The 26,763-nt window shown below is 55.7% G+C and carries 29 protein-coding genes; 7 read left to right on the plus strand and 22 right to left on the minus strand.

Annotation, left to right across the window (positions count from 1 at the left end):
* Window positions 1-46 precede the first annotated feature (46 nt).
* Entirely contained in the window at window positions 47-2,137 is a 2,091-nt protein-coding gene (locus U0004_RS15750) for a c-type cytochrome (protein ID WP_070254452.1), read from the minus strand.
* A 123-nt stretch (window positions 2,138-2,260) separates the two neighbouring features.
* Window positions 2,261-3,172: a LysR family transcriptional regulator gene (locus U0004_RS15755; protein ID WP_370452805.1), complete on the minus strand. Its 912-nt coding sequence runs from the start codon at window positions 3,170-3,172 to the stop codon at window positions 2,261-2,263.
* Between the two features lie 101 nt (window positions 3,173-3,273).
* On the opposite strand from U0004_RS15755, the gene U0004_RS15760 reads away from it, so the two are divergent.
* Complete coding sequence (locus U0004_RS15760) at window positions 3,274-4,710, plus strand: amidase (RefSeq protein ID WP_115057495.1); 1,437 nt, start codon at window positions 3,274-3,276, stop codon at window positions 4,708-4,710.
* Window positions 4,711-4,729: 19 nt separating this feature from the next.
* Here U0004_RS15760 and U0004_RS15765 read toward each other — a convergent pair whose 3' ends face one another.
* From U0004_RS15765 to U0004_RS15775, 3 genes are all read right to left on the minus strand, one after another.
* A complete protein-coding gene (locus tag U0004_RS15765) occupies window positions 4,730-5,152 on the minus strand; it encodes a DUF2061 domain-containing protein (protein ID WP_070254921.1) in 423 nt (140 codons plus the stop codon).
* Between the two features lie 227 nt (window positions 5,153-5,379).
* A complete protein-coding gene (locus tag U0004_RS15770) occupies window positions 5,380-6,747 on the minus strand; it encodes a chitinase (RefSeq protein WP_231958257.1) in 1,368 nt (455 codons plus the stop codon).
* A 353-nt stretch (window positions 6,748-7,100) separates the two neighbouring features.
* Entirely contained in the window at window positions 7,101-7,322 is a 222-nt protein-coding gene (locus U0004_RS15775) for a hypothetical protein (protein WP_139144118.1), read from the minus strand.
* A gap of 29 nt (window positions 7,323-7,351) precedes the next feature.
* Here U0004_RS15775 and U0004_RS15780 point away from each other — a divergent pair, with 29 nt between their 5' ends.
* On the plus strand, window positions 7,352-7,990 hold the full coding sequence (locus U0004_RS15780; RefSeq protein ID WP_070254919.1) for an NAD(P)H-binding protein: 639 nt from the start codon (window positions 7,352-7,354) through the stop codon (window positions 7,988-7,990).
* A gap of 495 nt (window positions 7,991-8,485) precedes the next feature.
* Here U0004_RS15780 and U0004_RS15785 read toward each other — a convergent pair whose 3' ends face one another.
* From U0004_RS15785 to U0004_RS15825, 9 genes are all read right to left on the minus strand, one after another.
* Window positions 8,486-8,704, minus strand: coding sequence for a hypothetical protein (locus U0004_RS15785; protein ID WP_139144116.1), 219 nt, complete (start codon window positions 8,702-8,704; stop codon window positions 8,486-8,488).
* Window positions 8,705-8,744: 40 nt separating this feature from the next.
* The gene (locus U0004_RS15790; protein ID WP_070254917.1) at window positions 8,745-9,644 is read right to left on the minus strand and encodes a rolling circle replication-associated protein; all 900 of its coding nucleotides are present in this window, start codon (window positions 9,642-9,644) and stop codon (window positions 8,745-8,747) included.
* Between the two features lie 210 nt (window positions 9,645-9,854).
* Window positions 9,855-10,124: a hypothetical protein gene (locus U0004_RS15795; protein WP_070254915.1), complete on the minus strand. Its 270-nt coding sequence runs from the start codon at window positions 10,122-10,124 to the stop codon at window positions 9,855-9,857.
* A gap of 237 nt (window positions 10,125-10,361) precedes the next feature.
* On the minus strand, window positions 10,362-11,690 hold the full coding sequence (locus U0004_RS15800) for a type II secretion system protein GspD (RefSeq protein WP_167468662.1): 1,329 nt from the start codon (window positions 11,688-11,690) through the stop codon (window positions 10,362-10,364).
* A complete protein-coding gene (locus U0004_RS15805; protein ID WP_081345549.1) occupies window positions 11,687-12,832 on the minus strand; it encodes a zonular occludens toxin domain-containing protein in 1,146 nt (381 codons plus the stop codon). Before U0004_RS15805 ends, U0004_RS15800 begins: the two co-directional genes overlap by 4 nt.
* 9 nt (window positions 12,833-12,841) lie before the next feature.
* Window positions 12,842-13,177, minus strand: coding sequence for a hypothetical protein (locus U0004_RS15810; RefSeq protein WP_139144115.1), 336 nt, complete (start codon window positions 13,175-13,177; stop codon window positions 12,842-12,844).
* A 2-nt stretch (window positions 13,178-13,179) separates the two neighbouring features.
* The gene (locus U0004_RS15815) at window positions 13,180-14,550 is read right to left on the minus strand and encodes a hypothetical protein (RefSeq protein ID WP_175494849.1); all 1,371 of its coding nucleotides are present in this window, start codon (window positions 14,548-14,550) and stop codon (window positions 13,180-13,182) included.
* Window positions 14,551-14,604: 54 nt separating this feature from the next.
* Entirely contained in the window at window positions 14,605-14,820 is a 216-nt protein-coding gene (locus U0004_RS15820; protein WP_070254907.1) for a major coat protein, read from the minus strand.
* A 512-nt stretch (window positions 14,821-15,332) separates the two neighbouring features.
* Window positions 15,333-16,007: a hypothetical protein gene (locus U0004_RS15825; protein ID WP_070254906.1), complete on the minus strand. Its 675-nt coding sequence runs from the start codon at window positions 16,005-16,007 to the stop codon at window positions 15,333-15,335.
* A 285-nt stretch (window positions 16,008-16,292) separates the two neighbouring features.
* Between U0004_RS15825 and U0004_RS15830 the strand changes: the two genes are divergently transcribed.
* The gene (locus tag U0004_RS15830; protein ID WP_115057496.1) at window positions 16,293-16,685 is read left to right on the plus strand and encodes a helix-turn-helix domain-containing protein; all 393 of its coding nucleotides are present in this window, start codon (window positions 16,293-16,295) and stop codon (window positions 16,683-16,685) included.
* A gap of 43 nt (window positions 16,686-16,728) precedes the next feature.
* Here U0004_RS15830 and U0004_RS15835 read toward each other — a convergent pair whose 3' ends face one another.
* The 6 genes from U0004_RS15835 to U0004_RS15860 form a co-directional block, all read right to left on the minus strand.
* The gene (locus U0004_RS15835) at window positions 16,729-17,262 is read right to left on the minus strand and encodes a hypothetical protein (protein WP_070257616.1); all 534 of its coding nucleotides are present in this window, start codon (window positions 17,260-17,262) and stop codon (window positions 16,729-16,731) included.
* A gap of 52 nt (window positions 17,263-17,314) precedes the next feature.
* Window positions 17,315-18,334: a DUF4917 family protein gene (locus tag U0004_RS15840; protein ID WP_070257615.1), complete on the minus strand. Its 1,020-nt coding sequence runs from the start codon at window positions 18,332-18,334 to the stop codon at window positions 17,315-17,317.
* Window positions 18,335-18,372: 38 nt separating this feature from the next.
* The gene (locus U0004_RS15845) at window positions 18,373-18,609 is read right to left on the minus strand and encodes a hypothetical protein (protein ID WP_071653694.1); all 237 of its coding nucleotides are present in this window, start codon (window positions 18,607-18,609) and stop codon (window positions 18,373-18,375) included.
* 75 nt (window positions 18,610-18,684) lie between these two features.
* Window positions 18,685-19,428, minus strand: coding sequence for a KilA-N domain-containing protein (locus U0004_RS15850; protein WP_071653693.1), 744 nt, complete (start codon window positions 19,426-19,428; stop codon window positions 18,685-18,687).
* A 394-nt stretch (window positions 19,429-19,822) separates the two neighbouring features.
* Complete coding sequence (locus U0004_RS15855) at window positions 19,823-20,224, minus strand: hypothetical protein (protein ID WP_139144186.1); 402 nt, start codon at window positions 20,222-20,224, stop codon at window positions 19,823-19,825.
* Window positions 20,225-20,460: 236 nt separating this feature from the next.
* Window positions 20,461-20,874, minus strand: a complete 414-nt coding sequence (locus U0004_RS15860) for a VOC family protein (protein ID WP_070257613.1) — start codon at window positions 20,872-20,874, stop codon at window positions 20,461-20,463.
* Window positions 20,875-21,144: 270 nt separating this feature from the next.
* Here U0004_RS15860 and U0004_RS15865 point away from each other — a divergent pair, with 270 nt between their 5' ends.
* Both U0004_RS15865 and U0004_RS15870 read left to right on the plus strand, forming a co-directional pair.
* Entirely contained in the window at window positions 21,145-22,476 is a 1,332-nt protein-coding gene (locus tag U0004_RS15865; RefSeq protein WP_070257612.1) for a S41 family peptidase, read from the plus strand.
* A complete protein-coding gene (locus U0004_RS15870) occupies window positions 22,469-22,963 on the plus strand; it encodes a MarR family winged helix-turn-helix transcriptional regulator (protein WP_081345705.1) in 495 nt (164 codons plus the stop codon). Before U0004_RS15865 ends, U0004_RS15870 begins: the two co-directional genes overlap by 8 nt.
* 18 nt (window positions 22,964-22,981) lie before the next feature.
* On the opposite strand, the gene U0004_RS15875 is transcribed toward U0004_RS15870, so the two are convergent.
* A complete protein-coding gene (locus U0004_RS15875; protein WP_070257611.1) occupies window positions 22,982-23,395 on the minus strand; it encodes a MerR family transcriptional regulator in 414 nt (137 codons plus the stop codon).
* A 16-nt stretch (window positions 23,396-23,411) separates the two neighbouring features.
* Window positions 23,412-24,200 (minus strand): type 1 glutamine amidotransferase domain-containing protein, encoded by a 789-nt coding sequence (locus U0004_RS15880; protein WP_070257610.1) that lies wholly within the window; start codon window positions 24,198-24,200, stop codon window positions 23,412-23,414.
* A gap of 236 nt (window positions 24,201-24,436) precedes the next feature.
* Here U0004_RS15880 and U0004_RS15885 point away from each other — a divergent pair, with 236 nt between their 5' ends.
* Together U0004_RS15885 and U0004_RS15890 are read left to right on the plus strand one after the other, a co-directional pair.
* Window positions 24,437-25,678 carry an NADH:flavin oxidoreductase/NADH oxidase family protein gene (locus U0004_RS15885; RefSeq protein ID WP_070257609.1) on the plus strand — a complete coding sequence of 414 codons (1,242 nt, stop codon included), beginning with the start codon at window positions 24,437-24,439 and terminating at the stop codon, window positions 25,676-25,678.
* Between the two features lie 38 nt (window positions 25,679-25,716).
* Complete coding sequence (locus tag U0004_RS15890) at window positions 25,717-26,715, plus strand: acetoacetate decarboxylase (ADC) (protein ID WP_231958258.1); 999 nt, start codon at window positions 25,717-25,719, stop codon at window positions 26,713-26,715.
* Window positions 26,716-26,763: the final 48 nt, after the last annotated feature.

The following is a 26,763-nucleotide window of genomic DNA, read 5'->3' on the forward strand; positions in this document are numbered from 1 at the left end:
GGATGGTCGTGGCATGAGCGTAGCAGATTCCGCACTGGATGGCGCCTCAGTAGCGCGCATCCCTGGGCTTGCCGCCCTTCGGCCAATCCTTGACCTTGTCGGGGAAGTCCGGACGCGGCATGTGCGTAAAATATTCGGCCACGTCGACGGCATCCTGGTCGGACAGGTTGCCTTGCCCCAGCGGGAATTTCTGGCCGTGGCCCATCACCATGTTGGCCTTGACGAAGCCGGCCGCCGTGTAGGTGCGGGCCATGCCGGCACCGATATTGAAGGAACGGTCGCCCCACAGCGGCGGGAAGGCTACTACGCCATTGGCGCCCTTGATGCCCTCGCCATTTGCGCCATGGCAGACGGCGCATTGCTCGGCATATACTTTTTTGCCATGCACGGGATCGGGCAGCAGATTGCGGTCGATCTTCGCCACGCCGCGTCCCGCCACCTTGTCATTCGCCTGCGTGGCGCCCTTCATCCAGTCGATATAGGCGACCATCGCCTGCAGGTCGGGGCCGTCCACGGGCAGCGGCTTGCCGTGCATCGAGCGGCGGAAGCAGCCATTGATGCGCTCGCCCAGGCTGATGATCTTGCCGGCGCGCGGCGCTTCTGACGGGAAGAAGGCGGAAATGCCGAGGAAGGGCGAACCGTTGGCCACCGTGCCGCCATTCAGGTGGCAGCTGCTGCAATTGAGGTCGTTGCCCACGTTTTGCGGCAGGCGCGCGCGCGTTTCCGTCATCAGTTGCATGCCATGGATCAGCTGGCTGGCATTCGGATCGGCCGTCAGGGCGGCGAAGCGGGGCGTGACGAAGCCGCCCGCGTCCGGCGCCTTGAGCTTGAGCTCCTTGCGCACCTTGGCGATCTGCGCAGGCGTGACGGGCGCGCCTTGATTGCCCCACTTGCCGCGCACAAAGGTGAGGATTTCCGCCAGTTCCGTGTCCGACAGGCGGTCATACGCGGGCATGCCGAAGGAGCGGGGCGAATGCTGCGTGACGGCCGACTGCCAGCCCGTCAGCGCGATATGAATGACGGAGGTGGCATCCTTCGACTGCACCGAGTCGTTCTGCGCCAGCGGCGGGAAGATGTTTTCCACGCCACGGCCGTCGCGGCGGTGGCAGGTGGCGCAAAACTGCAGGTAGCCGAGGCCGCCGCGCGTGTTGTACAGGGCGTCGTTGCTGGCCGCCACGAGGGGCGCCGTTTTCTTCGGCGGCGCGGCCGCCCCATTCTTGGCCGGCAAACTGTGCAGGTAATGCGCCAGCGCATCGAGGTCGCCATCCGTGAAGTACTGCGTGCTGTGCGTGATGACTTCCGTCATGCTGCCGGCCGCCGTGCCGAAACTGTTGCGGCCCGTCTTGAGCAATTGCACGATGTCGCCTGGCGTCCACAGGCTGCGCAGGTTCACCGCATGCCAGCCGTCGAAGGTGAAGCCGGACAGGTAGTGCTTGCCGCCGCTGCCATCCTGGCCCATGGTCTTTTCCTGGAAGGCCACGCCGCGCGGCGTGTGGCAAGATCCGCAATGGCCGAGACCCTGGGCCAGATAGCTGCCCCGGTTCCACATGGCCGACTTGGCGCTGTCGGGCTTGAACGGCGCGTCGTCGAGGAAGACGGCGTTCCACAGCGACAGGCCCCAGCGCATGCTGAACGGCCATTTCATATCCGTTTCGCGGTTTTTCTGCGCCACGGGCGCCACGCCGCGCTGCAAATAGGCGTACAGGGCTTGCATGTCGTCGGGCGTGATCTTCGCGTAGGAAGGGTAGGGCATGGCCGGATACAGGTTGTGCCCGTCCGCCGCCACGCCCTTGCGCATGGCGCGGTCGAATTGTGCAAAGGTATACGTGCCCAGGCCCGTCTTGGCGTCCGGCGTGATATTCGTGCTGTAAATGGTGCCGAACGGCGTCTTGAGCTCCAGGCCGCCGGCCATGGCGGCGCCGTTCGGGCTCGTGTGGCAGGCCACGCAGTCGCCCAGTCGGGCAACATACTCGCCGCGCTTGATCAGCTCGGCCGACGCGGCGGGCGCAGGCGCGGCCCAGGCGCCGGCGCAGAAGGCCAGCATGCCCAGGAGCATGGCGGCAAGCCGGCCAAACAGCGAGGGGGAGGAAGCAGGAGGACGGTGCGACCCGCGATGCAGGATGGAAATGGCGTTCATGGTGACCCTTTATTATTACGCGCAAGCTTACGCAGTCGTCACCACGGCGAACATTGGGAGTTTCTTTCGATCGACTAGGTAATTTTGCCTAGTGTTTTGAGATGGAAAATCGTGTAGGCCAACTTACAAGCTGGCCATGATGCGCTCGCGCAGCCAGCGGTGGCCCGGCTCAAGGTGCATGCGCTCGTGCCAGACCATGGCCATCTCATAGTCGGGCAGGCTGACGGGCGGCTCCCATGTGCGCAAGGCGCCCAGCGCATTCTTCAGCAGGCGCGACGGCAGCAGGGCCACCATGTCGGACGCGGCCAGCAGGGGTGGCACGATGAGAAAATGCGGCACGGACAGTACCACCTTGCGCGTTCGGCCCAGCTGTTCCAGCGCTATATCCACGTTGCTGCGGAAACCGCCGCCATTGGGCGAGACGACGATGAATTCCAGCGCGCAAAACTGCTCGAGGTCGGGCGGCGTCTTCAGCAGCGGGTGGTCGCGGCGGCCCGCCAGCACATAGTGCTCGGTGAACAGGGTGCGATGGCGCAAGCCGGGCGGCGCTTCTTCCTGCGCCAGAAAGCCCAGGTCGACCTGGCCGCTTTCCAGGTCGTGCGCCATGCGCGCCGGCACGGCTTCGAAGACGGCCATGCGCGACAACGGCGCCTGCGCGCGCAGGCCGGGCAGCATCGGCAGCAAGATCGCATACTCGGTGGCGTCGGCGGCCGCCAGGTTCCAGCGCACCTCGGCCGTGGCTGGCTCGAACGCCTGTTCCGGCTGCAAGACTTGCTCCAGCTGGGCCAGCACGGCTTGCAGGGGCGCGAACAGGGCCAGCGCACGCGCCGTGGGCAGCATGCCACGCGGACCGGGCAAGAGCAGCGGATCATCGAAAGCGGCGCGCAGCTTGCCCAGCTGCACGCTGACGGAAGGCTGGCTCAGGTGCAGCCGCGCCGCCGCCCGCGTGACGTTGCGCTCAATCAGCAGCGCGTTGAGGGTCAGCAGCAGGTTCAAGTCCAGTTTGTGCAAATCCAGCTTATGCGAATTGTTCACGGCTATACCTTGTATATCAACTATTCATTTCCACTATGATAGCGCAAGCCCTACAGTAGTTCCTGTGATTTCCACTCTTCATCTATTACAGGAATAAACTGATGCAACTCCATGAATACACTAGCTTTGATGGTTTGGGACTGGCCCAGCTGCTGCGCGAAGGCGACGTTTCCTCCACCGAATTGCACGACGCTGCCATGCGCGCCTGCGCCGCCGTCAACCCGCGCATCAACGCCGTGGTCGAACTGTGGCCGGCAGATTTATCGGTCATCGACAAGGCGGCGCCGTTCGCCGGCGTGCCATTCCTGATCAAGGATGTGGCCGTCACCATGGCGGGCCAGCGCAGCGAAGCGGGCAGCCGCCTGGGTGCCGGCCACGTGGCCCAGGCCGACTCCCACTTGATGACGCAGTTTCGCCAGGCGGGCCTGGTGACGTTCGGCCGCACCAGCACGCCCGAAATGGCCTTTGCCACCACCACGGAACCCGTGCTGTACGGCGCCACGCGCAATCCCTGGAACCTGGCATTGAGCGCGGGCGGCTCCAGCGGCGGCGCGGCGGCGGCCGTGGCAGCCGGCATCGTGCCGCTGGCCCATGCGACGGATGCGGCCGGTTCCATCCGCGTGCCGGCCGCCTCGACGGGCCTGTTCGGCTTGAAACCGAGCCGGGGTCGCGTCTCGAACGGCCCCGCCATGGACGAGATCTTCAGCGGCCTGGGCGTGCAGCTGGGCGTGAGCCGCACGGTGCGCGACAGCGCCGCCTTGCTTGACGCCGTGCAGGGAGTACTGCCGGGCGAGCCGTATCTGACGAGTCCGCCCGGCCATAGCTGGCTGTCGCAGGTGAGCGTGGCGCCGGGCAAGCTGCGCATCGGCGTGCAGCGCGCTGCCTGCGATGGCGCCTATCCTGTGCCCGCCATCGATGCCGCGCTGGACACTGCCGTGCGCCTGCTGCAAAGCCTGGGCCACCACGTGGAAGAAGTGTCGCCCGCGCTGGGCGTGTCGTGGCAAGCGTTCGTGCACGCCAATGCCAGTATCTGGTGCGCCAACCTGGTGCCGTGGATAGACGGCCTGGCGCAAGAGAGCGGGCGCGGCGTGTCGCTCGATACCCTGGAACCGGCGACCCTGGCCTGCTACCGTCATGGCAAGACGGTCTCGGCGGTCGATTTCGTGGCGGCCCTCGACGTGCGCAACACGGTCACGCGCCAGGCCGGCGCATTGTTTGAGCAATACGACGTCTTGCTGACGCCCACCATGCCGGACTTGCCGTGGCAGCTGGGGCACTATGGCGAAAAGGAGGAACAGTTTGATGGGCTGGGCTGGACGGCGCGCCTGTTCGAGCATTCGCCCTATACGCCGCTGGCGAACGTGGCGGGCTTGCCAGCCATGTCCGTGCCGCTGTCCATGTCAAATGAGGGCTTGCCGATCGGCATGCAGTTCATGGCTGGCTACGCCAGGGATGGCGTGCTGCTGCGCCTGGCAGGGCAACTGGAGCGGGCGGCGCCGTGGGTGCAGCGGCGTCCGCCCGTGTGGGCAGGTAATTAAGAAGGGGAACGGAGGAGGACTACAAGGCGGCGAGACGGGCCGCGCCCCGGCATTCCAGGCGAAAGCGGGCTTTTTCCCACAGCCGGTCGTGGAAGGGCAGGACGATCACGTTGCAGATCGGCTCGACCACGGCCAGCAAGCCGCCGAAGGCCATGGAACCCGTGGCCCAGTACATGACACCGAAGGCCACGCCCATGTGCAGGGCTGTCTGGCTGAGTTTTTCACCGGCCAGGGCGGCAAAGCCCAGGCGGCTGGCGGCGTAGCGGCGGCGGATCGCGTGCCAGGCTTTTTCGTGCCATGGCAGCAAGGCGACATTAATGACCGGTTCGATGATTGCGGCCAAGCCACCGATTGCCAGGGACCCCGTCAGCAAGTAGGCGAGACCGAAGGCGATCGACGTATGCGTGCAGACCTGGCTGAATGTTTTGATGGCTGTAAACAAGGGATGCTCCTTTCTGTTGAATTCGCTTATCCTTGAAGTAGATAGTAACGATTCTCATTTACAAAAGGAAGTAAAATATTTCAACTGGATCCATAGATTGCATCTATGGATTGAGAAATATTAATTGCCATGCATCCAAGCACACGCAAGGGGAGGGAGATGCTGCGCCAGGGCATGTGCTGCGCATGTGAGCAGCAAGGCTCCCATGCGCAGTCGGGCAAAGGCTGTTACGGCAGGGTTTTCAGTACATTCTTCGTCGGCACGGAGAAATTATAGTTGTCGTGGCGGTCCCAGTTGATCGACCAGGTCATCACGCCGCGGAAGTCGGGATACGCCTGCAACGGCTTGATGGTGCCGCAGTTGAGCAGGCGCGTCAGGCAATTCAGGGCATTGCTGACGTCGGCATTCGTCGTAAAACCCGAGCCGGCCGAGCTGCGCCCCGATGGCACGCCAAAGCCCACCTGGTCCGGTCGCAGGCCGGCGAAGGTATTGCCGCCATAATTGAATCCCTCGATCAGCATGCGCGCCGTGGCCACCAGCTGGTCGGCCGAGCCCGCCTTGATGGCGCCCGTGGCGTACGGCGTGTAGATGTCGCCATTGTTGTAGTACTGCGGGTGCAGCACCGTCAGCTCGCTGCGCAAGGCGTTGATGATGGGAATGTAGGCGCCCCAGATGCTGCCATAGCTCGTGTAGCCCCCTTCCACATACACCCATTCCGGCGCCATCGACAGGTAAAAACTGCTGCCGACCTTGGTTTTCAGGTTTTTCACGGCGATCGGCAGATAGGTCTGGATGGCCGCGCCTTGCGCCACGCCGTTTTCCAGGTCCAGGTCGATGCCATCGAAGCCATATTTGGTGATGATGGCGTACAGGCTGTTGGTGAAATTGGTGGCTTCAGCCGTGTTGCCGACGGAAACGGAACCGTTTTGCCCACCCAGCGACAGGATGACTTTCTTGCCTTTCGCGCGCTTGGCAGCCACGTCGGCAATGAATTGCGCTTCCGTGCCCGCACCGGGATCGATGGTCAGGCTGACATTGCCGCCGCCCGCGTTGTCGCCAAAGGAGACGACGATCACATCCCAGTCATCGCTGACCTGGCTGATCGGATACGTGGCGCCGCTGGGGTTGGTGAAGTTGTGCCAGTAGCCGATCAGCGCGTGCTTGGCCAGGCCGGTGGGCGTTGGCGTCGGAGTAGGCGTTGGTGTCGGGGTCGGCGTTGGAGTAGGTGTTGGTGTTGGCGTTGGCGTCGGGGTCGGGGTGGGAGTCGGCGTAGGTGTTGGGGTAGGCGTGGGCGTCGGGGTAGGAGTCGGCGTGCCGCAGTCTCCCACCGCCGTCCAGGGCTGGCCGCTGCCGGCGCCGCCGCTGCTGGTCGAAGGATTATTGCCTTGCGTCCACCAGTTGGCCGTGTAATTGACGTTGTTGTAGCTGGCCTGGCCGCCGCCGTTGTAGGCGGTGCCGCTGTTCCACGGCGTGTAGCAGGCCACTGCTGCGGTCGCGCCGGCCAGCAACTGGCTCGCGCCACCGCTGGATCCGTCGCCGCCGCCACCGCAGGCGGCCAGCGTGCCGCCGAAGAGGGTAAGGATGAGGGTATTCATGACTGTCCGGTTCACTTGCATCTCCTTGTGTGTTTTTAGTATGGCCGGGCGGCTGGACACCGTCCGATTTTTCAGAGTGCAAGCATTGCAGGTGGTAGTCAACTGGTTTTATTCTTTGCGCATTATCACAATACCAGTTGCAGCCTTGCCCCGGCATAAGGGCGATACTGGCCATACCAGTGCCTGTTTTCCAGTCCGCTGGTATGGTGTCCGGAATGTCGCCGGGAGCAGGGCGGGGAAGGGAGGAGCATGCGGGGCAAGGTCTGGCGGCGCGGTTTCCTGACGCAAATCGGCGTACGGTGCGCGCGACAGGTCCAGCAGCATTTGCGTCAAGGCCACCGTCTGGCGCCGCATCAGACGGCAGTCCAGCGTGGGGTATGCGAGTGTTGAGACTTCTCATGCAAAATGGGCGGCAAATGCCTGATTTCATTGATATTGCTGGCATTGGAAATACTTGCCACGGGCAATAACTTACCACCAGGCCAGGCGCTAAGCCCGCGCGCCTCATCAGGCAATGTCTCTTTTTCAAGGGTTCCATGTTCCGCTCCTGAAAGAAAACCTGTAACTTCCTGCATGGCAGCGTGCCATGACGAAAGCGGAAATAATGAAGAAGATACTGATACTGGGTGCAGGCGGACAGGTGGCGCAGTGGGTCATCCGCGCCTTGGCGGGCCGTGAAGACATCGCCTTGACGCTGTTGTTGCGCAATCCCGGCAAGCTGTCTACGCCAGTCCCGGCCAACGGCACCGTGCTGGCCGGCGACGTGCTGGACCAGGCATTGCTGCGGCAAACGATACCCGGTCACGATCTGGTCTACGCCAATCTGGTGGGCGACGACATGGAAGCCCAGGCCAACAGCATCATTGCCGCCATGCGGGCATCCAGTGTCGGGCGCCTGGTTTTCGTCCTGTCGATGGGCATCTACGATGAAGTTCCCGGAAAATTCGGCGCATGGAACAACGCCAGGCTGGCAGAACACCTGAAACCATTCCGCCGCGCCGCCGACGCCATCGAAGCGTCCGGCCTGGCATACACCATCGTGCGTCCAGCCTGGATGACGGACGAAGACGAAGTCGACTACGAACTGACGACGCGCCACGCGCCATTCAAGGGCACCGTGGTATCGCGCAAGAGCGTGGCAGACCTGATCGCCAGCATCATCGAAGCGCCAGACCTGCACCGGCACGCCAACCTGGGCGTGAACAAACCGAACACGGACGGGGACAAGCCGTATTTCATGTAGCTTGTCCAAGCGAAGATATCCAGCGACCACGACAGCGGCACGCAGATGGGGGAAATCGCATTTGCGATTGGGGAGTTGGCGAAATGGGGGTTTTCTCAAATCTCTCCATAACTTCGCATAATTTATATTATGTAAAACGACGTACGCGTAGGGCATCGCTACTGCGGACAATACGGACATGGTTTAAAGGGTTGCTGATGCCTCTTACACTTCAGCCTACAACACCGTAAAAAATCCAATATTTCACGCTTTGAGACGCCTGCTAACAACAGGCGTTTTTTTTGGATCGCCACCATCCTATACTGCTGCCTTCGACGCGCCTGGCCGAACCGGCCACCCCTGAGATTTCTCAAGTACCAGTAATGATTACGTATAGAGTGAAAAATTTCTGCGAGCTCATCCGAGCTGAGACAATCAAAGGGAAAAAGTTCTAGTTGCATTTGAGCAATCATACCAGAGCAACATTACTCCTCAGGGCGCGAAACGCCACGAAAACTAACGCTGGTCACGTAAAAACGCACTCGTAGAATTGCTAGAAATATCAAGCCCGTCGGGGATGTCAATTTTCCCAGCCTCGACCAGCTCATACTGCATTCCTGCATAGCGCTTTGCAGCATCCTCCGGAGTCATCCGGAAGCGGCTTTTAAGCGGCTTTTTACGAGCGCCCGGAGGTGTATAGAGAACAAAATAAATTGTGCGTGCAGTGCTGGACATATGCCCTCCGAAAATACTGTATGGACATACAGTGTAGCACTCAAAACGGACAATCAGACAAGTCGGGCAACCCGGGCGCCGTCGCCAAGTACACAACGCCAAGACCGTTATTGCACCAAGTGACCAAATCGCCCATCTCATGCCCCTCAATCATCCTAAAAGCAGCATGGACGGCGTCAAGCATACAAACGCAGTGCGGCAAGCGCCAATACTGCACCTCGGGCACCACGATGCCCTTGGATGCGAAATAACGCTTTTTGTTAAGTTCCCGGCACTGCATATCCTTGCCGCAGTACTTGGCAATGTATGAAGCCAAACGGTGCGCGCCCTTGATCGAGAATCCAAAATCGTTCGGGTTACGCACGTTGACCTGTCCCATATGCTCACCATCCGGCCCCCGGCCGAGGACGCTTTGCCACACAGACCGCAACAATATGTAGTTTTGCTTGCCACGGACAGCAACATGGAAGTGCAAAGCGCCGCGTTCCTGCTCCTCGATCACCGCCACGTAGTGAAAATGTTCAACCTTGCTCAACCTACGACGGAACGCCTTGAAATCCCTTAATGCCTGCTCACGATCCACCATGTTTTCACGGTACGTTAGTGTGACCATGCGATCAGCTGAAATTGCCTTGCAACGCTCACTGACCTTCGACTTAGCGCGACGGCCAGCGTCATCGTCGTTTTCTTCGCGTTTTTCTGACTCACCACGCTTGGCCTTAACACGAGTCTGTGCAGCCCCTACAAAGTAACGATCCTTAACGACGCTGACAACACACTGCCCATCAGGGAAAACTCGCTTACGGGCCGTATAGGTGTCTTGCCACGTCCCCCTGGCACCATCGTCTGACCACCAATCCGGTTTAACTGAATCCGCATCTTGTACAGCAGGCGTAAAATCAATTGACGACAACGCATTTTCATAATCTAATTCGTTCATTGGTATTCCTATGTCGGTAGGTCTATCAAGGGCCTCGGACAGTTGCAAGCTGTTCGGGGCCTTTTCTTTTGTGCTTCGAAAATCCTTACTTCTTCCTATGGCAAACACAGGGTTTTAGTTGTCTGTGTTCTTAAGTGTCCCTAATACAAGTTTAGCGGCGCTCCGCGCCGCTACCCGCGCTGCGCACAGGTAGCGTCACGTAGCTTTCCGCTACCGCTTACGCAACAACTGCTGACGCAACAATTTCTCTATTACCTGATCCGGCGTCACATCCTTAAAGCGGATATACGCTTTCAAACCTATAAGCACCTGCGCATCAATATGCACAGTTAAAAATGCCTTACCATCGTCACGCAAGCGCTCCCTACGCTCTTTTTGCCGTTGCGCACTAGACTTTGCCGCGCCAGTCACCGGACGTCCCCTGCCGCGTTTAATCGGGCCGAGTAGATCAATCGTCTTGTCATCCTCAAGCTGTTTCATATGCAAACTTTCAAAACGGTTTTTCAGAGTGGGCCGTACTGGCCAACGTGCAGCGACAAGGCACTAAACAAGGCGCCGGACTACCCGCTAAAACTTTGAAGTCGTGTCGCTCCTCGCTCCGATGCGCACGGGCCATCTGATGCCATTACTTCAAAATCAACCGCCGACTTCGATCAGCCCTCAAAGATTTTGCCCTTCGGGCCGCTTGTGCCGTCACCCCGGAATTAGCGTGACAAGTCACCGTTTTTCTGAGGCACGCGGAACTTGCGCACTCAAAATCAGCACCAAATCGGTATGCAGCTTTGTCCCCGATCGAGCAGCCCAAGATGACGGCAGAAACGAGAAGCCAGAGGAGCTATCGACGGTTTGCGCATCGTTCAGACCACCGATCAACAGCACCTCACCATCGTTCACCGTGACGGCTGTTTTGACCTGGCGCTTGATCAGCGTGGGCGACCCCGTCACGCCGCTGGCCGTAGGCTTGAAACTTGAAATTTGCCCATCAATGGCGAGATTGATTTTCCCGCTACCGAGTATCTTGGGCAGCACGTCGACGATAACGCCGGATGGCCGATAGACGATGTTTTGCACGCTGTTGCCGGAATTGTCTTTGCCCGTGCTGGCAATCGTCGGCGTCTCATCGCCCACCGTCAGCACCATTTTTTGATAGTCGTCACCCACGATGCGGCTGTTCGATACTTGTTTGAAACGGCCATCCGTGTTCAACGCGTCAATCACCAACTGAAAATTTGTTCCTCGCAAGCTGATCGCGGACGCCGAATTGACACTGCCCAGCGACGCGCCGAACTTCGCACCAAGCACGCTGGCCATGATGGAAATGCCGCGGCCCGAGCTGGCGTTATCCGTGACCTCGACCCACGACGCCGACACATCAACCATACGCGGCAACTGATCGAGCGCACCGAGCAAGATGCGCATCTTGTTTAACTCCGACGCGCTGCCGGTCAGCACAAGTTGATTGCCAGCCGCCACAGCACTACGCACCCCAAACGCAGCCGTTATAACCTGCACCAAGAAATCAACCGAACGGCCAGCCGGCGCATATACCTCGGACTCATCATCACGGCGCCGGCCGGAGGAACTACCAGCAATGCCGCTGGCATACCCACCGTCAAAATACCCCTCCCCTTCGCCTGATTTGAGCCTGTTCAAAGGCGCAAACAAGGCCGCAGAAGATGACGACGCGCTTTGTGTTGCGACCTCAGGCGGAAGCGACACAACCGGAGCTTGTGCAGACCGCGAAGACTGTGCAGCACGCAGGTAATACACCCCTTCACGCAACTCGGACGCGATACCCTGATCAGCAAGCACACCCTCAATAAAAACTGGCAATTGTTGCGGCGTAAGCGACCGCACCGAAACCGAAATCTTGCGATCTAAGGCCAGCGCATCCGGCGCGATAACGTAATCTCGATCAAGAAGATTTTTATACGTTGCTTGCGCAAATGCCACAAGCGGAGCAGAGGACAAATTGATCGTGACAGGCTGGTTATTGGCCATCGCCATGCAGGGCATCAGCATCAGGTACAGGATCCATTTTTTCATGCGGCACCTCGTACCCATAAGCCCGGCTCGATCTGCGCTATCCAGCCACCATCTACAAAGCGGAAGCGCAACGCCTGTATCACACGCCCATCGGACAGACTGACCATGTACTTATGGCCCTGATTCATGTAGCCGACACCCGTGATCGTATTGGAATAGACAAACTCCTCATTTTTCTGGATAACATCATGCGCAAAAAATGAGCCTCCAAAGTGATAACCAAAAACACCAAGAGCGACGCCCAAGAGCAGCGAACAGAATAGAAATTTAGACATATGTTTGTGTGGTGGCTTAGGAGGCAGCGCCCTTGGGCGCAACAGAGACAAGGCGGCAGGCGTAGCCTGCAATGGCCCGATGAAATCGGGAGGAACACCCACAGAAGCAGATAAGTGCCATGCCGACAGCAAGGAATGCGCGCCATGGGGGTAGCTATCAGAAAAGACTTGCGTGGTGTTATAGGCATTGTTCAAGTCATCGCCCCGGAAGTACCAGCGATCCGCCACCAGCGCATCAGGAGAAGCGCCCAAGCGCACGACACCAATATGCAAGCGGGGCATACTGCCCGTCGATGCGCCAGCCGTCATAAATGCAATGGCGGGGCTCAAAAGCGGCACCTTCATGCGATCAAGACGATTCAAGCGCACCACATACTCAAGCAGCGATTCGCGCAACTGTTTGTCGACCTGGCTAATGTTCTGCATGATGAAAAAAATGTCCCATCCATACTTGCGCGCATGGATGGCCCATTCCAACATTTCCGCCCTGCCCTTGTCTTGAAAATTACGTGTGTTTAACCACGACCCGCATTCATCGAGAATGAGCGCACCATTGTGGTGCTCATCAAACCCAGGCAGCAACTTAGGCGACGGCGCTATGGCCGTGATGCCAGCGCGGCCATACTGCAAAATGGGTTCGAACTGGATAAACCGGTTGCCGCTACCGACCATGTACAGATCGACCGCTGACGGCTTGTCTGGCACGCGTATGACCACGCTTTTATCCGTGGATGGCATCAGGTACTCAAGAAAAACGTCACAATTCGTCGCCACCCTCTTACCGTCCCGCAAGTAACGTCTGATCTGATCAATTGCCGCTTTGCCCTTGCCGCTACCGAGCTTGCCTGTAATTGCGTAAACTGCCATATCAACCGCCTACTTAGTCACAAGGTTAATACCTTTTTTATTAATCACATATATTTGGCAAGCAAGCCACACCGATGCATAACAAGAAGCTGCCGCCATCGTCGTTCCATTAAAGGCTATGCCAAGGCCGACAGCAAAATTAGGATGCGTAGACGACATTCCAGAAATACCCTGTGCGCAGACACCACGAGCACAAGATAAACCCGTCGCCAATAAAGTACCCGCCAACCCCATAAATATCAACACAGCGGAAAGGCGGAAAGCTTTTTCGGCGACCATGAATCTACCAAAGAAACTAATAAGGAAAGTGATAATAGATACTAATAAGTTTGCAAGAATTGGCATGATTAGGCCTTATAAGCTGAAGTAATTTGCTGAATAGAACCGATAAGAGCAAAAAAACATATAACTCCCGAAATGAACCTTGCAAATATTTGGACATAGTTACAAATATTCAATTCAATTGAATTACCTGTTATCGGATTTGGCACACTTGGGTTCGTACAAGCAGCAGTATTAATATTCGGAAACCAATCACCAGCGCCCAACTTTTCCCTTGCAAGCTGGCCTATTTGATCGAGTCCGCTTTTATTCTGATCATCGAAAGTTTCAAGCCAACCATTACCTAATTTGCCGTCCAACTCCGGCGTACCGGTCTCATCAATTCGACAAGGTGCCTGACCAGGAGCGCCACAGGGCTGTTTTACAGGCCCGGTATCTGTTCCTGTTCCTGTTCCGGTGCCCGTTCCGGTGCCTGTGCCTGTTCCTGTGCCTGTGCCCGTTCCTGTACCTGTGCCCGTTCCTGTACCTGTGCCCGTTCCTGTACCGGTGCCCGTGCCCGTTCCTGTACCGGTGCCCGTTCCTGTTCCTGTGCCCGTTCCTGTGCCCGTTCCTGTTCCGGTGCCCGTCCCTGTTCCTGTACCGGTTCCTGTGCCGGTTCCTGTGCCGGTTCCTGTGCCGGTTCCTGTGCCCGTTCCTGTACCGGTGCCCGTGCCCGTTCCTGTACCGGTGCCCGTTCCTGTGCCGGTTCCTGTTCCGGTGCCGGTACCCGTTCCCGGATTATTCGGATCAGGCGTCGTTGTTCCAGTACCGCTACCGTCACCTGGCCCCACAGAACCATTAAACGGGGGTACATCAGTAGGATCAGCCCAAATAGAGCATTTTTGCCCCGTTTCTTCCATTGCCAAATTGCAACTAACCAATGCCAAGTTTGGAGCTACAGTACGAGAATCATTACAAGCTGAAACCGACGAAGTGCGCGCTACACAACCCTCAATACAAACTTTATAATTTTTTGCATCAGCATCGGCCATAATTGCTTGCTTTAGTACCGGTGGCGCAATTTGCCAATAAGCAGTCGCCACCTTGTATGAGCCAAGCGCATCACCATCAAAACACTTAACCCGCTGGCATCGCTGGCCTATCGGCTTAGAAGAATCAGATTCAAAACGAGGACGATCACAATCCTCGCGAAGCGTGCCTTTCATCTCCTGTTTACCTTCGGAGTTCTTAATAGTATAAGCATCGCCAGAGTCAGGCCCCTCGCAAGTAAACCCATAATCACGAGAGTAAGCAGCGTTTACAGCGACCAAAATACCAGCACAATTAGGCGTTAGAACAGGAGTAGCAACACTGGAAAAATAGATTTTTCCACCCCCGGCATATGCTGGAATAACACTCACAAATACCAGAACAATAAAAGCAAAAATAAAACGCATAATGGCCCCTCAAAAAAAAAGGCGACCGAAGTCGCCCGTACCACAGAGCCAGACTTAGCCAGCCTTCGAGAATGCCTTTTTCATCATCTTGATACCCCAGAAACCACCGGCGACCAAGACGGCAACCGCGAACGCTGCCGAGATGTAGGTAGTGGCCGTGGCGGACAATGCCGTGATCGCGGCAACACCTTGATCGTCAGCAGCCGACGCACCAGCCGAAACAGCCACAGCACCTACCAGAGCCAAACCACGCAGAATATTTTTTTTCATGTTCAAGTCCTTAAAATTTGGCCTACGAGTACGATTGACGACGGCCACGCGCCAAAAGAGAGCTAATCCAAAATTTCGATAGAGCGCCGGATAATTCGCTGTATCGAGCCAGCGGCATACCCAATACCAAACGCACCCAAGGCATAGCCAACGACAGCGGCGATAGTCATTATTTGTGCTCCATAAAACGGGCAATAACGTACTTGGCCAGATACACGCCGCAGACAAACAGGCCAGCCAAAAACAGAACGGGCCAGAGATTTTTAAGCAGCATCATCGTTGCGCCCCCGCTATCCAGCCGAGGACAAAAATAACGACCAAAATGCACGGCAAAAACATAGCCTCCAACTCCTGCTGAGCAGCCTGAGCCTCCGCGAACTCACGACCAGTTTGCAAAACCCAAGTACAAGCATTGGGATCGTTACGAAAAGGAACCGGAATGTAAGGAGACAGCCCAGGTGTGCGGGGCGTGGTAGCAAGTGACATTCCTTCGACGCAAACTGGCATATGAATTACGCCGAAGTTTGTTGAGCCGGATTCGCCTTAGAAGATGCCGTGGCGACAGGTTTTTCTTGAGCCGTGGAAGCGGAGGAAGGCACAGCTGGAACTTGCGGCGCTTTGGACGCAGTAGCCACTTTAGGAACCATGCCGACGACACGACCGCCGATACGCTTGTCTTGGCCGATAGCGATTTCAAACTCGACTTCATACAGGCCCGGAACAACATCTTTAAAGGTATCCGGCACGAGCAACTCACCGACGAGTAGCGCCACTTCGCCCGTCTCACGATCCACCTTATGTACAAGGCAATCGGCAAAGAGCATGTTGTAATCCTTGAGCGATTTTTTGGAGAAGCCGGAGCGCGAGGTAACGCTCAGTACTTCGATGGTGACAGTACGGACTGGGCCTTCGACTGCGGCGCCATCCCACTGCTTGACGTCAGCCACCTCCGACACGATGCGGCTGTTTTGACCCACGGCGGCGTCAAACTCGATCATGTAAACCCCCTTCGGCAAATCCTTGTATCGAGCAGGAAGCGACAGAACGCCAATCATCGGCTTGACGACACCATCCGGCCCCACATTACGGACGACGCACTGCGCATTGCGGATGTCGTAGTCATTACCGGTTTTACGGGAGGTTCCGGCAACTTGGACGATGTGTACGATCTCGATTTTGGCTTTCATGTGTATTCCCTTTTCGTTAGCCCTCTAGGGCATAAATGGCGCCATTACGGCGAAATAAATTTCGTTACTTGTCACGCTATTTCAGGCCGAAGAGAACCGTTCAAGACACCCCACGCACCGGACACTGAGCATTTCAACGTGAAAATTTGTGACAATTGGATAGATTTATCAGCGTTAACCGATTGACTCGACGCAGGTAAACACCTACGATTCGTCAGATAACACAGGTGTAATAAGTACAGGTGTATTAAACAATACAGGCGTAATAGTGTCAAGGAGAAATATATGAAGAGCGTGAAATATTTAGCGGACTTACAAGCAAAGCTCGGGAACCCAACTCAACAACAATTGGCGCAGATATTGGGAATCACTCAGGGCGCTGTAGCACACTACGTCAACGGTCGAAGAGTGATGGATGACGAAACATGCTTAGCTGTCGCCATGGCGCTAAATATTGATCCGCTACTAGTGGTCGGAGCCGCATGCATCGACCGAGCAGAAAAGACCGGGCAAAGCAGTCTGTGGGAAGTTTTTATGGCGAGGACGGCAGCAACGGCAGCTAGCGTCCTACTGGTGGCAGGCGTCAATTTGTTTTTGACACCTGACAGCGCGCAAGCCGCACAAATAAAGGCCCCTATCGCCTCGCAAGGTGCAGACTCTTTATATTATGTCAAATAATGGACGGAGGTGGGTACTACTTTTAGTTCATACAAATCAGCTCCTACTTCGCTCTCTCCAACTCACAAACGCCAAGAACACTTGAACCAAGATCGCCAGACCCTCTTGACATAGTTGCATGCCTTAGCTCTGGAGCTTCTGCTGCGATATGCAAATGGAAGCCACAAACATCCGCGATCTTCCCCCTCCAAGTTGACAATTTCACAGTGCCTACGTCGTTGACGTTACTTGGAAAGTGAACATCAATCAAATGTAAGTACTCTGGTGGGCGCCGCATCCCGTCTTTTGCAGCAACGTTGTACAAAGATTTTCCTTGATCTACGATTCTTTCCAAGGTGCTATCTAGAGAACCATCAATCCTCTCGTAAGCCGTCATCTGCTGCTTCACCTCATCGAAATATCTTGCACCGCCAACGAGCGTTCCAGTAAGAAGAATCCCGCCAAAATTAAGCACAATCCCGACCTCGATTTTTAATACATTCACTTCCCCAACTAGTTCCACTAACACCCAATCCCCATTCGCAGTTAATTCCGTGTGATTATGGATCGTGACGTTTTGAAGATTGATCGCATTCATTCAGCCACCCTATTTTAATAAAGTGCATTTTTTGAGAGATTTAATCTTCAACTTAACCCCATACCTTTGCAGTGGCAGCATCATAGAACAATACTGTGAGATTCCTCTGTGCGCGCTTATCCACCATTAATAAGGCCCTACGAATAATAATTTTGTTGGCTACATTTTCCAAATCACCATAAATCCCGACATACAATCGGCTAACTTTTCCTTTTTCTATTCTCTTAAGAAAATGTTCATCATTTTCTGCCAATGAGTGCCCATAGATAAAGAGAGCACCGGTAATTTCGCAAAAACTACGAAACCCCTTCGCTAAGTAATCGTTGTGGCGGATACGCTCCAATTTTTCTTTACTGGTTCCTTCTGACACAAAAATAGGAAAAAGGTCTCGATTCAAGGCATCACGGATTTGCTCAATAAGACGAAGACCGGTATTGATCCAAGTATATTTCTGAACTTCGGTCCGGGCGTCGAACAGATGTAAAGCGCCATGCAAAAACCAAGTATTTTGATTATGACTGTTGCTAGGCTCCCATACCACGTAAGGGGTATCATAATCGTCCTCTGATTTGCGAAAACCATCATCCGACATCCGAGCCTCGCCCTCATCAGTATGCATTTGGGTCCAGTACAAGAGTAAGTCATAATTCAGCGTGTACGTATTGTTGAAATTTGCCAGAAAAATCTTACATGCGCGGAACTCAGCATCACTGATGTCACCAGGCCAAGCTGGATGACTGTTTGCGATGGTTTCAACAAGCAGTTCACGTAAACCCACGGCGTCTTCATACATGGACCGTAGGACTTCGGGTGGAGTTCCCCCGTATGTCGCAGCAATGGTTCTTGTATCACGTAGGGCTTTAATAACCCGTTCGAAGTCTTGTGTATCCAACGCTTCGAATGTCTGTCTCACAGTTGCGGATAGCTGTCGAAAATCAGCTTGTTCAAACAAACGTTTATAAACAAAGATATCTGGACGACAGGCGATACTAAATCCATTGCCAAGCAGTAGATGTCGCTTTTTACATATCAGAGAATCGTTAAGTGCCTCTTCAAAGGTCATCGTTTTCATGTAATTCCTGTGCAATACAGTTTGGACACCAGTTACGGTTATTTTTTGGATTGAGAAACTAAGGAACCTGCCAGCGCCTTTGTTGTAGGGCTGCTTTTTCCACTTTGCAACGCAGCAGATGCCTTACCTTCCATCACTTTTCCAGTGACCTTTGTCGTTCCGGACTGAGCCAATGCGCTGCCAGCTAACCTACGCTGAAGTGTAGATGCATTCGGATTTGCCAGACTCCGTCCTACAGTGGAAGCTACTTTACTGCCAGTCGATTTGGTAGACATTTATTTTTCCATATAAAAATTATATTAATATTTATTAAAGCCAAAAATAATATTTATTAAAGCCAAAAATTATTTCTAGTTGGAGAGTAAGAGAGTTTTTACATACGACAACGCCTGTTGATCTTTCGCTGCGAAATATCGCGGCGCATGTAGCGGTAGCCAAATTTCATTGAAATGACGTTTGAAATCCTCGTACAGTTCAATCGGATAAAGTTTAGCTGGCACTACTCGACCATCTGGATATGCATGCGGATAAGTTGGAAATTCGCTAGGTTCTACTCCACGGTGCTCTCTAAGCCATTTGCAGAAAATTTTTCCTTCTGAAATATCAGGCACCATATTTTCAGGAAGTGTATATCCTCCTTGTTCTAGTGGGGCAATCAGGTTTAAAGTAATTTCATTAAGCATTGAAAAATGGGTATATGGAATTTTCCCACGGTTCAGCATATATCTCTCGATATGCGCTGGCAATACAGCCTTGGAAATTCCCTGCTGCCATTCAGTTACCCACTGAGCCACTTTAACTGCAAATTTAGGCGATAACCACTGCGCCAAGTTCATAGCAAGATATGGGTGAACCCACGTTCCTTGTAAGCTAGGGTTGCCACCGCTAATAATGTGAATAAGTTGGTTTTCCAATAGGCCTGTTTGCGCTATCAATTCAGCAATAAATTCACTAGTGGATTTCAAGGATCTATAGTCGGAATACCTTTTATTTACAGATTGGCACAGTGCTGTGGCACTAATGTATCCATCTCTACTTCTTTGAGGAATAATACTTCCAGATTCAACGCGGGGAATAAGAGTTAGCTGGTCCATAAAAATCCATCGAGGGAATTGTGAACCTCATTCTACTCGCATCGACAAGTCAGCAGCCAAAAAATAAATTTCTACGTGTCAAAATCACCACGCTTTGCGCGCCCACAAATTCCATAACACCGAAATTCATCTTTAAAACAACGTTTGCATACACGCAGACGAAGACAATAACGAGCCTGCTGCACCGCCCATTTCGGAACCCCTAGCATGTACATAAAATCGCCTAGCATCCTCGTGCGGTTCACTGCCCGCCAATTGGTCCGCCTGGAATTACGGATAATCCAGTACTGATTGCGGAATTCATCCTCTATTTGCTCAAGTATCCGCAGTGAATTAGCATCAAAATTTGCCATGTCACGCCCCCCCCTACCTGTCAATCAAGGTGGAGTAACTGTCAGAAGGGACAATCGTCCACCGCTTGTGGCAACCCCGGAGCCGTCGCCAGGTAAAAAACGACGCCGAGATTGTTGTTGCACCAGCTCTGTAGGCCGTCCATGCAATGACCTGATAGCGCCTGGAATGCGGCCTGCGCAGCGCGCAGCATGTTTGTACAAAACGGCACCCGCCATACATCGACTTCCGGCACCACGATGCCCCTGGAGCGGAAGTAGCGTTTCTGGTCAAGCGCCCTGCACTGCATTTCTTTGCCGCAGTATTTCGCTATGTAGCTGGCGATCTTGTGCGCCCCGGCCACGCCGAAGCCGAAACGGTGCGGGTCACGGACGTGGACTTGTCCCATTTGTTCACCGTTCGGGCCGCGCCCCAGGATGCCTTGAGCATAGCGGCTTGCGACCACGCGTCACGGCCTGTATCCGATCGTCAAAACTCGCCGCGCCGGCCCTGCTGATTCTTTGGATAAAGTCGGCGATATGGGTCAAGCTGAACAGCTACGCCGGGCGTCTTCACACTGGTTGTGTCATACCTTCGCGAAGGCCGCCCTTCCTGTATGCCTGCACTTCCAGCGCCCCGCATGCGCTCGGCGTTTCGGCGGTCTGGGTATCCGGCCGTTCACGCGTCATCACTGTGCGCTACTCATCCTGGTTGGTGGCACACAGCTTCGATGTTGTTGCCTTCTAAATCAATGACAAAGGCGCCATAGTAGTGAGGGTGATAGTCTAGGCGGAGGCCGGGGGCGCCATTGTCTTTTCCTCCGGCGGTGATCGCTGCGAGGTAAAAAGCATCCACTTGCGCACGAGTTTCTGCGCGCCATGCCAGGTGGCAGCCGGTAGTCGCTGGCGGCCCCCCGTATGGTGATGGGCCATCGATGAACCATACATCGGCTTTTTTGCCGTCAGGCTCAGAGGCGTCAGGGTAAGCAAACCCCAGCATGTTCGCACCGTAGTTGCCTTCGAAGCATAGGCTGTAGCCCAATGGCGCAAGGGCTGCGCTGTAAAACGCTTTAGCACGACCAATATCGGTCACGCGGAAAGTCATGTGGTCAAGCATGGTGAGTTACTCCCGAGGTAGATTGTTGTATGCGATTGAAGCACGTTAACTGTACATGCATACAGTATTGATAGCAAGACGTTAACATCACGGTTTGAGCAACACTGCATCGCCCAAGACACGCGCACTGGATACCGGATTGAAGCGGCCGTCAGCACGCAATGCGTCAGGCACCGGGTGGAAGCCGCCCGCCCGATGCTGCCTAATTTTTTATACAACATATTGCGCAATATATTGTATTCTTGAGTCTCACCGAGGAGAAACATTAGAATGCGCTATCACTCATGTCTGCTTCAAGCGCTGTCGGCGCTGTCCATCGTTTGCGCATCGGGCGCTTTTGCCGAGGTGCCGGGCATCTCACGAGACGAAAAGGGCGCGATCATCGCCTCCCTCGATAGCACCTTGAATGCGAACTACCCGTTTCCGGACATCGCAAGAAAAATTACGCCGGTGCTTCAGGAGCGGCTGAAAAAGGGAGATTATGACGCGGCGACCACGAAGGCAGCGTTTGCGAGCAAGCTGACCGACGATCTCCTCAAAGTCAGCGGCGACCTGCATTTCTTCGTGGGTGCCGACGCAAAATGGATCGCGGAATTCAAGGCGAAGGCCAATCCGGCGCTCAAGGCCAAGATACGAAAAGAAGAATTGAGCACGCTGGAGGAGAGCAATTTCGGTTTCGATGAGGTCGCTCGCCTGAAGGGAAATATCGGCTATATACGCTTCAGCTATTTTGCCGATCCGGAACTTGCCTATGATACGGCCGCGTCCGCTATGCGCTTCGTCGGCAATACGGATGCCGTTATCATCGATTTGCGCTATAACAATGGCGGACATCTGGAAATGGCGCAATTCCTGGCGAGCTATTTCTTCTCCAGCGAGAAAGACCAGCTGCTCTTCGACTATTATTATAATGAGGATGGCAAGCGTATCCAGCGCGGGCAATGGGTGCTGCCGGGCCTGCCTGGCAAGCGCATGGTGGACAAGCCGGTCTATATCCTGACCGGCTCCACGTCGTTTTCCTCCGCAGAATGGTTTTCCTATGCGATGAAGAAGCTCGGGCGAGCGACACTGATCGGGGAGCGGACCGCCGGCGGTGCGCATCCGGTTGCGCGCAAGCCGCTCAACGACGATTTTTTCTTGCAAGTGCCGATCGGCCAGATCCAGGACCCCGTGGACCATGGCGATTTCGAAGGTGCCGGCGTGCAACCCGATATCCCTAGCCCCTCTATACGCGCGCTGCCTCTGGCGCACAAGCTGGCGCTTGAAAATCTGGCGAAGACCGATGACGCCAGGCGAACCGAACTTGCCTGGCTGCTCCCGAGCTTGACGGCGGCCATCGAGCGCCCGCACGTCGATGCCGGGATGTTGGCGAAAGCGGCTGGAAAATATGAAGGTCGCCAGATCATCCTGGACAATGGCACGCTCTACTATATCTGGCGCGACCGGTTTCGGGTCGCGCTCGAGCCGATCGGTCCCAACCTGTTCGCGGTGGAAGGCGTGTCGGATTTTCGATACCGCTTGGATGTTTCGCGCGGAAAAGTGACGGCGCTGGAACGCGTGAACATGGACGGCAGCATCCAGAGGTACAAGCGCCTTGACTAAGGAGACACCTCAACCGGCCGCGATCGATGACGCCGTGTTTCTCGGCCGCGCTGTCGAACGGCTGAGCGTCCTGATCGCTGAGCAATCCAAGGCCGTCTTCGATACGATGGGGATCGTCATCCCGGTCCGTTCGTGTTCGCTGATGACTGTTCTTGCAACGCTCGGCACGGCCTCCGCCGCGGATCTGGCGCGCGAACTCGGACATTCGCACCAGCTGGTCATGCAAAAGATACCAAAGCTGCTCCGCCTGGGCCTCATACAGTATCGGAACGATGACAATGATGCCCGGCGACGGATATTCATGCCCACGGATGAAGGCTTGTCGCAGCTCGCGAAATTCGAGCAGTGCACGGTGCTGATCCGGGGGGCCTATGCCGCCTTGTTTGCGGAGGTGGGGGATGTCAGGCAATTCGTGGATCGGGCCGCCGATGCGCTCAACGAGAGGCCGCTGGACAAGCGCATCCATTCCCCTGCGCGTTTTACCTGATGCAAACCAGTTTTGTATTCATTTTTTACTGACTATACCCATGCTTTCCATCACCCTGGCCGCATTATCCTTGCAGTCGATATCCTCGGGTCTGGCATCGATCAGTTGAATCAGCGACAAAAGATGCGCCTTGTTCTGCGCCAGGCGTACTTCCAGGGACTCGATATCGACGATCTTCTTTTTGAGCGCTACCATCAGCGCATCATGTTTCCATGATGAAATATCCTCCGGCAAGACTTGCTTGATTTCGTCCAGGGAAAAGCCCGCCTGCTGGGCGTCGCTGATAATGGACAGTACCGCCACCGCTTCCAGAGGATAGTCGCGGTAGCCGTTCGATTGCCGGTCCACGGCTTTCAGCAAGCCCTTGGATTCATAGAAGCGTATCGTGGATGCCGCCAGGCCGCTGCGCTTGGCCAGTTCGCCAATTTTCATCGTTTTTCCCGCTCCCTTAGTATGGTTTGTTATTCCGCAGGGCCGTGAGCAGCGCTTGCGCCACTTCCTTGCTCGATCCGGGGTTCTGGCCCGTGACGAGGCGGCCATCGGTCATGACGAAGCTGCCGAACGGGATGAAGCTTTTATCATATAGCGCTCCCCTGCCCTCGAGCTCGCTTTGCAGCAGATAGGGTACCTGCTCCTTGATGCCGGCCAGCGATTCCTCCGTATTCGAAAAACCCGTCACTCGGCGCCCTTGTATCAGCGGCTTGCCGTTATCGTCTTGCAGATCGAGCAGGCCGGCGGCGCCATGGCAGACGGAAGAAACGATGCCGCCGTTGCGGTAGATCGCCTCGGCAATGCGCTTGAGCTCCTGGTTGCCCTTGAAATCCCACATCGTGCCATGGCCGCCCGTGTAGAAAATAGCCTGGTAGGCAGCAGGGTCGATGTCGGCCGGCGCGTGCGTCGATTCCAGCGCCGCCATGAAAGCGGGATCTTTCAAATGGTTTTTGGCCGCCGCATCCATATACAGCCATCCCAGGCTGCGCTCATCGAGCGGCACGGCGCCGCCGTTCGGGCTGACGAAGTCGACGCCAAAGCCGGCGTCCTTCAGCGCGTCATACACATGCGTCAATTCCGTGAGCCAGAGCCCCGTATGGTCGCTTCTGCTCGGATACTGGGAATGGTTGGTCATGACCACGAGTACTGTGCCCGGTTCCCGCTTTGGCGACGCCGGTTCTGCAGCGACCATCTGCGCAAACAGGAGCGGCATGAAGGCGAGGAAAAGCTGCTTGAAAACTGACATGGGATCGTCCTCCTGATGGTTGCGTGGCCTGCACCATGTGATCCACTATAAGCTTAAAGCCAACTTGAATGTCAAGCGGCAGATGGGTGGTGGCAGGATTTTTGTTGTCTCAAGGTGCTGCATTTCTTGCAGCCCGTGTCGCGAACGGGACACAGGCAAAAAAAGTGCATTTCAGGGCTTGACCTTCAAGTTAGCTTAAAGCTTATCGTGAGGCCATCGCAACCTTGGAGATAAGCATGAACCCCTTTACCGCACTGACATTGCCCAATGGGACCGTCATTCCCAACCGCCTGGCCAAAGCCGCCATGGAAGAGAATATGGCCGACAAGGACCACGCTCCTTCGGACGAGCTGATCCGCCTGTACCAGTCGTGGGCCGACGGTGGTGTTGGCTTGATGATTACGGGAAACGTGATGATCGACCGCCGCGCCATGACGGGGGCAGGCGGGGTGGTGCTTGAGTCCGAGCAATTTGGCGCCCGCTTCGAGCAGTGGTCACGCACCGCCCGTTCGCGCGGGGCGCAGGTCTGGATGCAGATCAACCATCCAGGACGCCAGATGCCTGCCGCCATGGGACAGGAAACCATGGCGCCATCACCTGTGCCTATGGATATGGGCAACTTTTCAAAGCAGTTTTCCGCGCCGCGGGAAATGACGGAAGCCGATATTGCCGACGTGAAGCAGCGCTTTGTCCATACCGCCAAGCTGGCGGCACAGTTCGGCTTTACGGGCGTGCAAATCCATGCCGCGCACGGCTACCTGCTCAGCCAGTTCCTCTCCCCTATTACGAATAAACGCAGGGACCGGTGGGGCGGCTCGCTCGAAAACCGGGCGCGGCTGCTGGTCGATGTTGTCAACGGGGTGCGGCAAGCTGTGGGCCAAGGCTTTGCCGTCGCGGTGAAGCTCAACTCGGCGGATTTCCAGAAAGGCGGCTTCAGTTCGGAAGATGCCAAGCATGTAGTTTCCATGCTCAATACCCTGGGCGTGGACCTGATTGAATTGTCCGGCGGCAGTTATGAAGCCCCTGCGATGCATGGCCAGACCCGCGACGGCCGCACCTTGGCCCGCGAAGCCTATTTCCTGGAATTCGCGAAGGACATCGCCACCGTGGCCCGGATGCCCATCATGGTGACGGGCGGCATACGCCGTTACCCGGTGGTCGAGCAAGTATTGAACAGCGGCATTGCCATGGCAGGCATGGGAACGGCGCTGGCCATCGATCCGCAGTTGCCGGAAGCATGGCGTTCCGATCAATCGGCAAGCCCCTTGCTCAGGGCCATTACCTGGAAAAACAAGGTGCTGTCGTCGATCGGCTATATGGCGATGGTGAAGTATCAGCTGCGGCGCCTGAGTCAGGGCAAGCAAACAAGGCCCAATGTGGCGCCCGCCCTGGCGCTAGCGATGCAGCAATGGGAAACCGCCGTCAGGAACCGGCAGTATCGCCGCAGGATGAACGGGCTCGCGGCAAGCGGCCTGTAAATGGAATTTACCCAAATCAAACAGTGAAGGTGCAAGCAATGAACATGACAATTGCCGCGGCAGTATCAACATTGATGCTAAGTATCGCCGCGAGCCCATCCCGGGCAGAAATTCCTGCGACAAACACGCAGGTCTTCATTGATATCGCCGGCCATGACGTGCCGGTGGCGGCTGGCGGCTTGTATGACCGCTTTCGCTCGAATCCACCGTTATCGGTCATCGCGTCGGAAGCGCCGCAACTAGACCTGAGCTGGTTCCAGGGCATTCAAAAAGAAAAGGTCGCCATCGGCTTTGACTCATATTCACCGAACTTCTATTACAAGAACCGCAAGATCACGGCCGTATTTACGGCCGACATCGCGCGCTTGAAGGAGCTGATGCCGGAAGACATACTGAAAGAAGTGCAGCCATTGCAAGTGTGGCCGGGCCGGGGCGCGGTGGCGTTGACGGCCTACGCCTACGAATACTGCGACAACGACAGCTACAATGAAATTTCATTGGCGATCGTGACCAACAAGCCCGGCAGCTCCAGTTTTGGCCCGTTCACGTTGCTGGGCCAATCGCTGTCCAATGATTTCTGGGGCTATGTGCTCAAGCTGCCCGTGAACACGGAACTGGCCAGGGTGCGTGGTGTCGTTGGCTACAACCTGCCCAAGTGGCTGACTGGCATCGACATAAAAGAAAATGACGCAAGCATTTCCTTTGCCGTCACGGACAGCGCAACGGGACAGCTGGATTTTGTTTTTACAGGAAAAAAACTGGGCGACCTGTCGCACAAGGCAGATATGGTGACCAACAGCTTCACCAACAAGGATGGCGCCGGCAAGCTGACTTACGGCTATTCCGTTTCCCGCCAACTGAGTCATGCATCGAGCACGAACGCGGAATCGGCAAGCCTGAAACTGGGCGACGGCAGCTTTTCCCGGTATATCAAGTCATTGAAGCTGGGAAAGATGATGAAATATGAATACGTGCCAGAATTCCAGAATGCACTGTATGCCCCGAAGCCGCTACAAACCCTGGCTACAGACAAATGATTTTTATATGAGCAGCAAGCATCCTTACGGGTGCTTTTTTATAGCCGC

The sequence above is a fragment of the Janthinobacterium lividum genome, assembly GCF_034424625.1.
Classification (GTDB): Bacteria; Pseudomonadota; Gammaproteobacteria; order Burkholderiales; family Burkholderiaceae_D; genus Janthinobacterium; species Janthinobacterium lividum.

Coding starts and splice junctions, on each gene's coding strand:
- U0004_RS15805 (WP_081345549.1), bottom strand. CDS start 12,832: ATGGCAGTTTACGCAATTACAGGCAAGCTCGGTAGCGGCAAGGGCAAA.
- U0004_RS15770 (WP_231958257.1), bottom strand. CDS start 6,747: ATGAATACCCTCATCCTTACCCTCTTCGGCGGCACGCTGGCCGCCTGC.
- U0004_RS15840 (WP_070257615.1), bottom strand. CDS start 18,334: ATGAAAACGATGACCTTTGAAGAGGCACTTAACGATTCTCTGATATGT.
- U0004_RS15860 (WP_070257613.1), bottom strand. CDS start 20,874: ATGCTTGACCACATGACTTTCCGCGTGACCGATATTGGTCGTGCTAAA.
- U0004_RS15775 (WP_139144118.1), bottom strand. CDS start 7,322: ATGCAGGAAGTTACAGGTTTTCTTTCAGGAGCGGAACATGGAACCCTT.
- U0004_RS15845 (WP_071653694.1), bottom strand. CDS start 18,609: ATGTCTACCAAATCGACTGGCAGTAAAGTAGCTTCCACTGTAGGACGG.
- U0004_RS15800 (WP_167468662.1), bottom strand. CDS start 11,690: ATGAAAAAATGGATCCTGTACCTGATGCTGATGCCCTGCATGGCGATG.
- U0004_RS15875 (WP_070257611.1), bottom strand. CDS start 23,395: ATGAAAATTGGCGAACTGGCCAAGCGCAGCGGCCTGGCGGCATCCACG.
- U0004_RS15780 (WP_070254919.1), top strand. CDS start 7,352: ATGAAGAAGATACTGATACTGGGTGCAGGCGGACAGGTGGCGCAGTGG.
- U0004_RS15795 (WP_070254915.1), bottom strand. CDS start 10,124: ATGAAACAGCTTGAGGATGACAAGACGATTGATCTACTCGGCCCGATT.
- U0004_RS15880 (WP_070257610.1), bottom strand. CDS start 24,200: ATGTCAGTTTTCAAGCAGCTTTTCCTCGCCTTCATGCCGCTCCTGTTT.
- U0004_RS15835 (WP_070257616.1), bottom strand. CDS start 17,262: ATGAATGCGATCAATCTTCAAAACGTCACGATCCATAATCACACGGAA.
- U0004_RS15850 (WP_071653693.1), bottom strand. CDS start 19,428: ATGGACCAGCTAACTCTTATTCCCCGCGTTGAATCTGGAAGTATTATT.
- U0004_RS15760 (WP_115057495.1), top strand. CDS start 3,274: ATGCAACTCCATGAATACACTAGCTTTGATGGTTTGGGACTGGCCCAG.
- U0004_RS15825 (WP_070254906.1), bottom strand. CDS start 16,007: ATGAAAGCCAAAATCGAGATCGTACACATCGTCCAAGTTGCCGGAACC.
- U0004_RS15790 (WP_070254917.1), bottom strand. CDS start 9,644: ATGAACGAATTAGATTATGAAAATGCGTTGTCGTCAATTGATTTTACG.
- U0004_RS15810 (WP_139144115.1), bottom strand. CDS start 13,177: ATGCCAATTCTTGCAAACTTATTAGTATCTATTATCACTTTCCTTATT.
- U0004_RS15830 (WP_115057496.1), top strand. CDS start 16,293: ATGAAGAGCGTGAAATATTTAGCGGACTTACAAGCAAAGCTCGGGAAC.
- U0004_RS15890 (WP_231958258.1), top strand. CDS start 25,717: ATGAACATGACAATTGCCGCGGCAGTATCAACATTGATGCTAAGTATC.
- U0004_RS15785 (WP_139144116.1), bottom strand. CDS start 8,704: ATGTCCAGCACTGCACGCACAATTTATTTTGTTCTCTATACACCTCCG.
- U0004_RS15820 (WP_070254907.1), bottom strand. CDS start 14,820: ATGAAAAAAAATATTCTGCGTGGTTTGGCTCTGGTAGGTGCTGTGGCT.
- U0004_RS15865 (WP_070257612.1), top strand. CDS start 21,145: ATGCGCTATCACTCATGTCTGCTTCAAGCGCTGTCGGCGCTGTCCATC.
- U0004_RS15885 (WP_070257609.1), top strand. CDS start 24,437: ATGAACCCCTTTACCGCACTGACATTGCCCAATGGGACCGTCATTCCC.
- U0004_RS15750 (WP_070254452.1), bottom strand. CDS start 2,137: ATGAACGCCATTTCCATCCTGCATCGCGGGTCGCACCGTCCTCCTGCT.
- U0004_RS15815 (WP_175494849.1), bottom strand. CDS start 14,550: ATGCGTTTTATTTTTGCTTTTATTGTTCTGGTATTTGTGAGTGTTATT.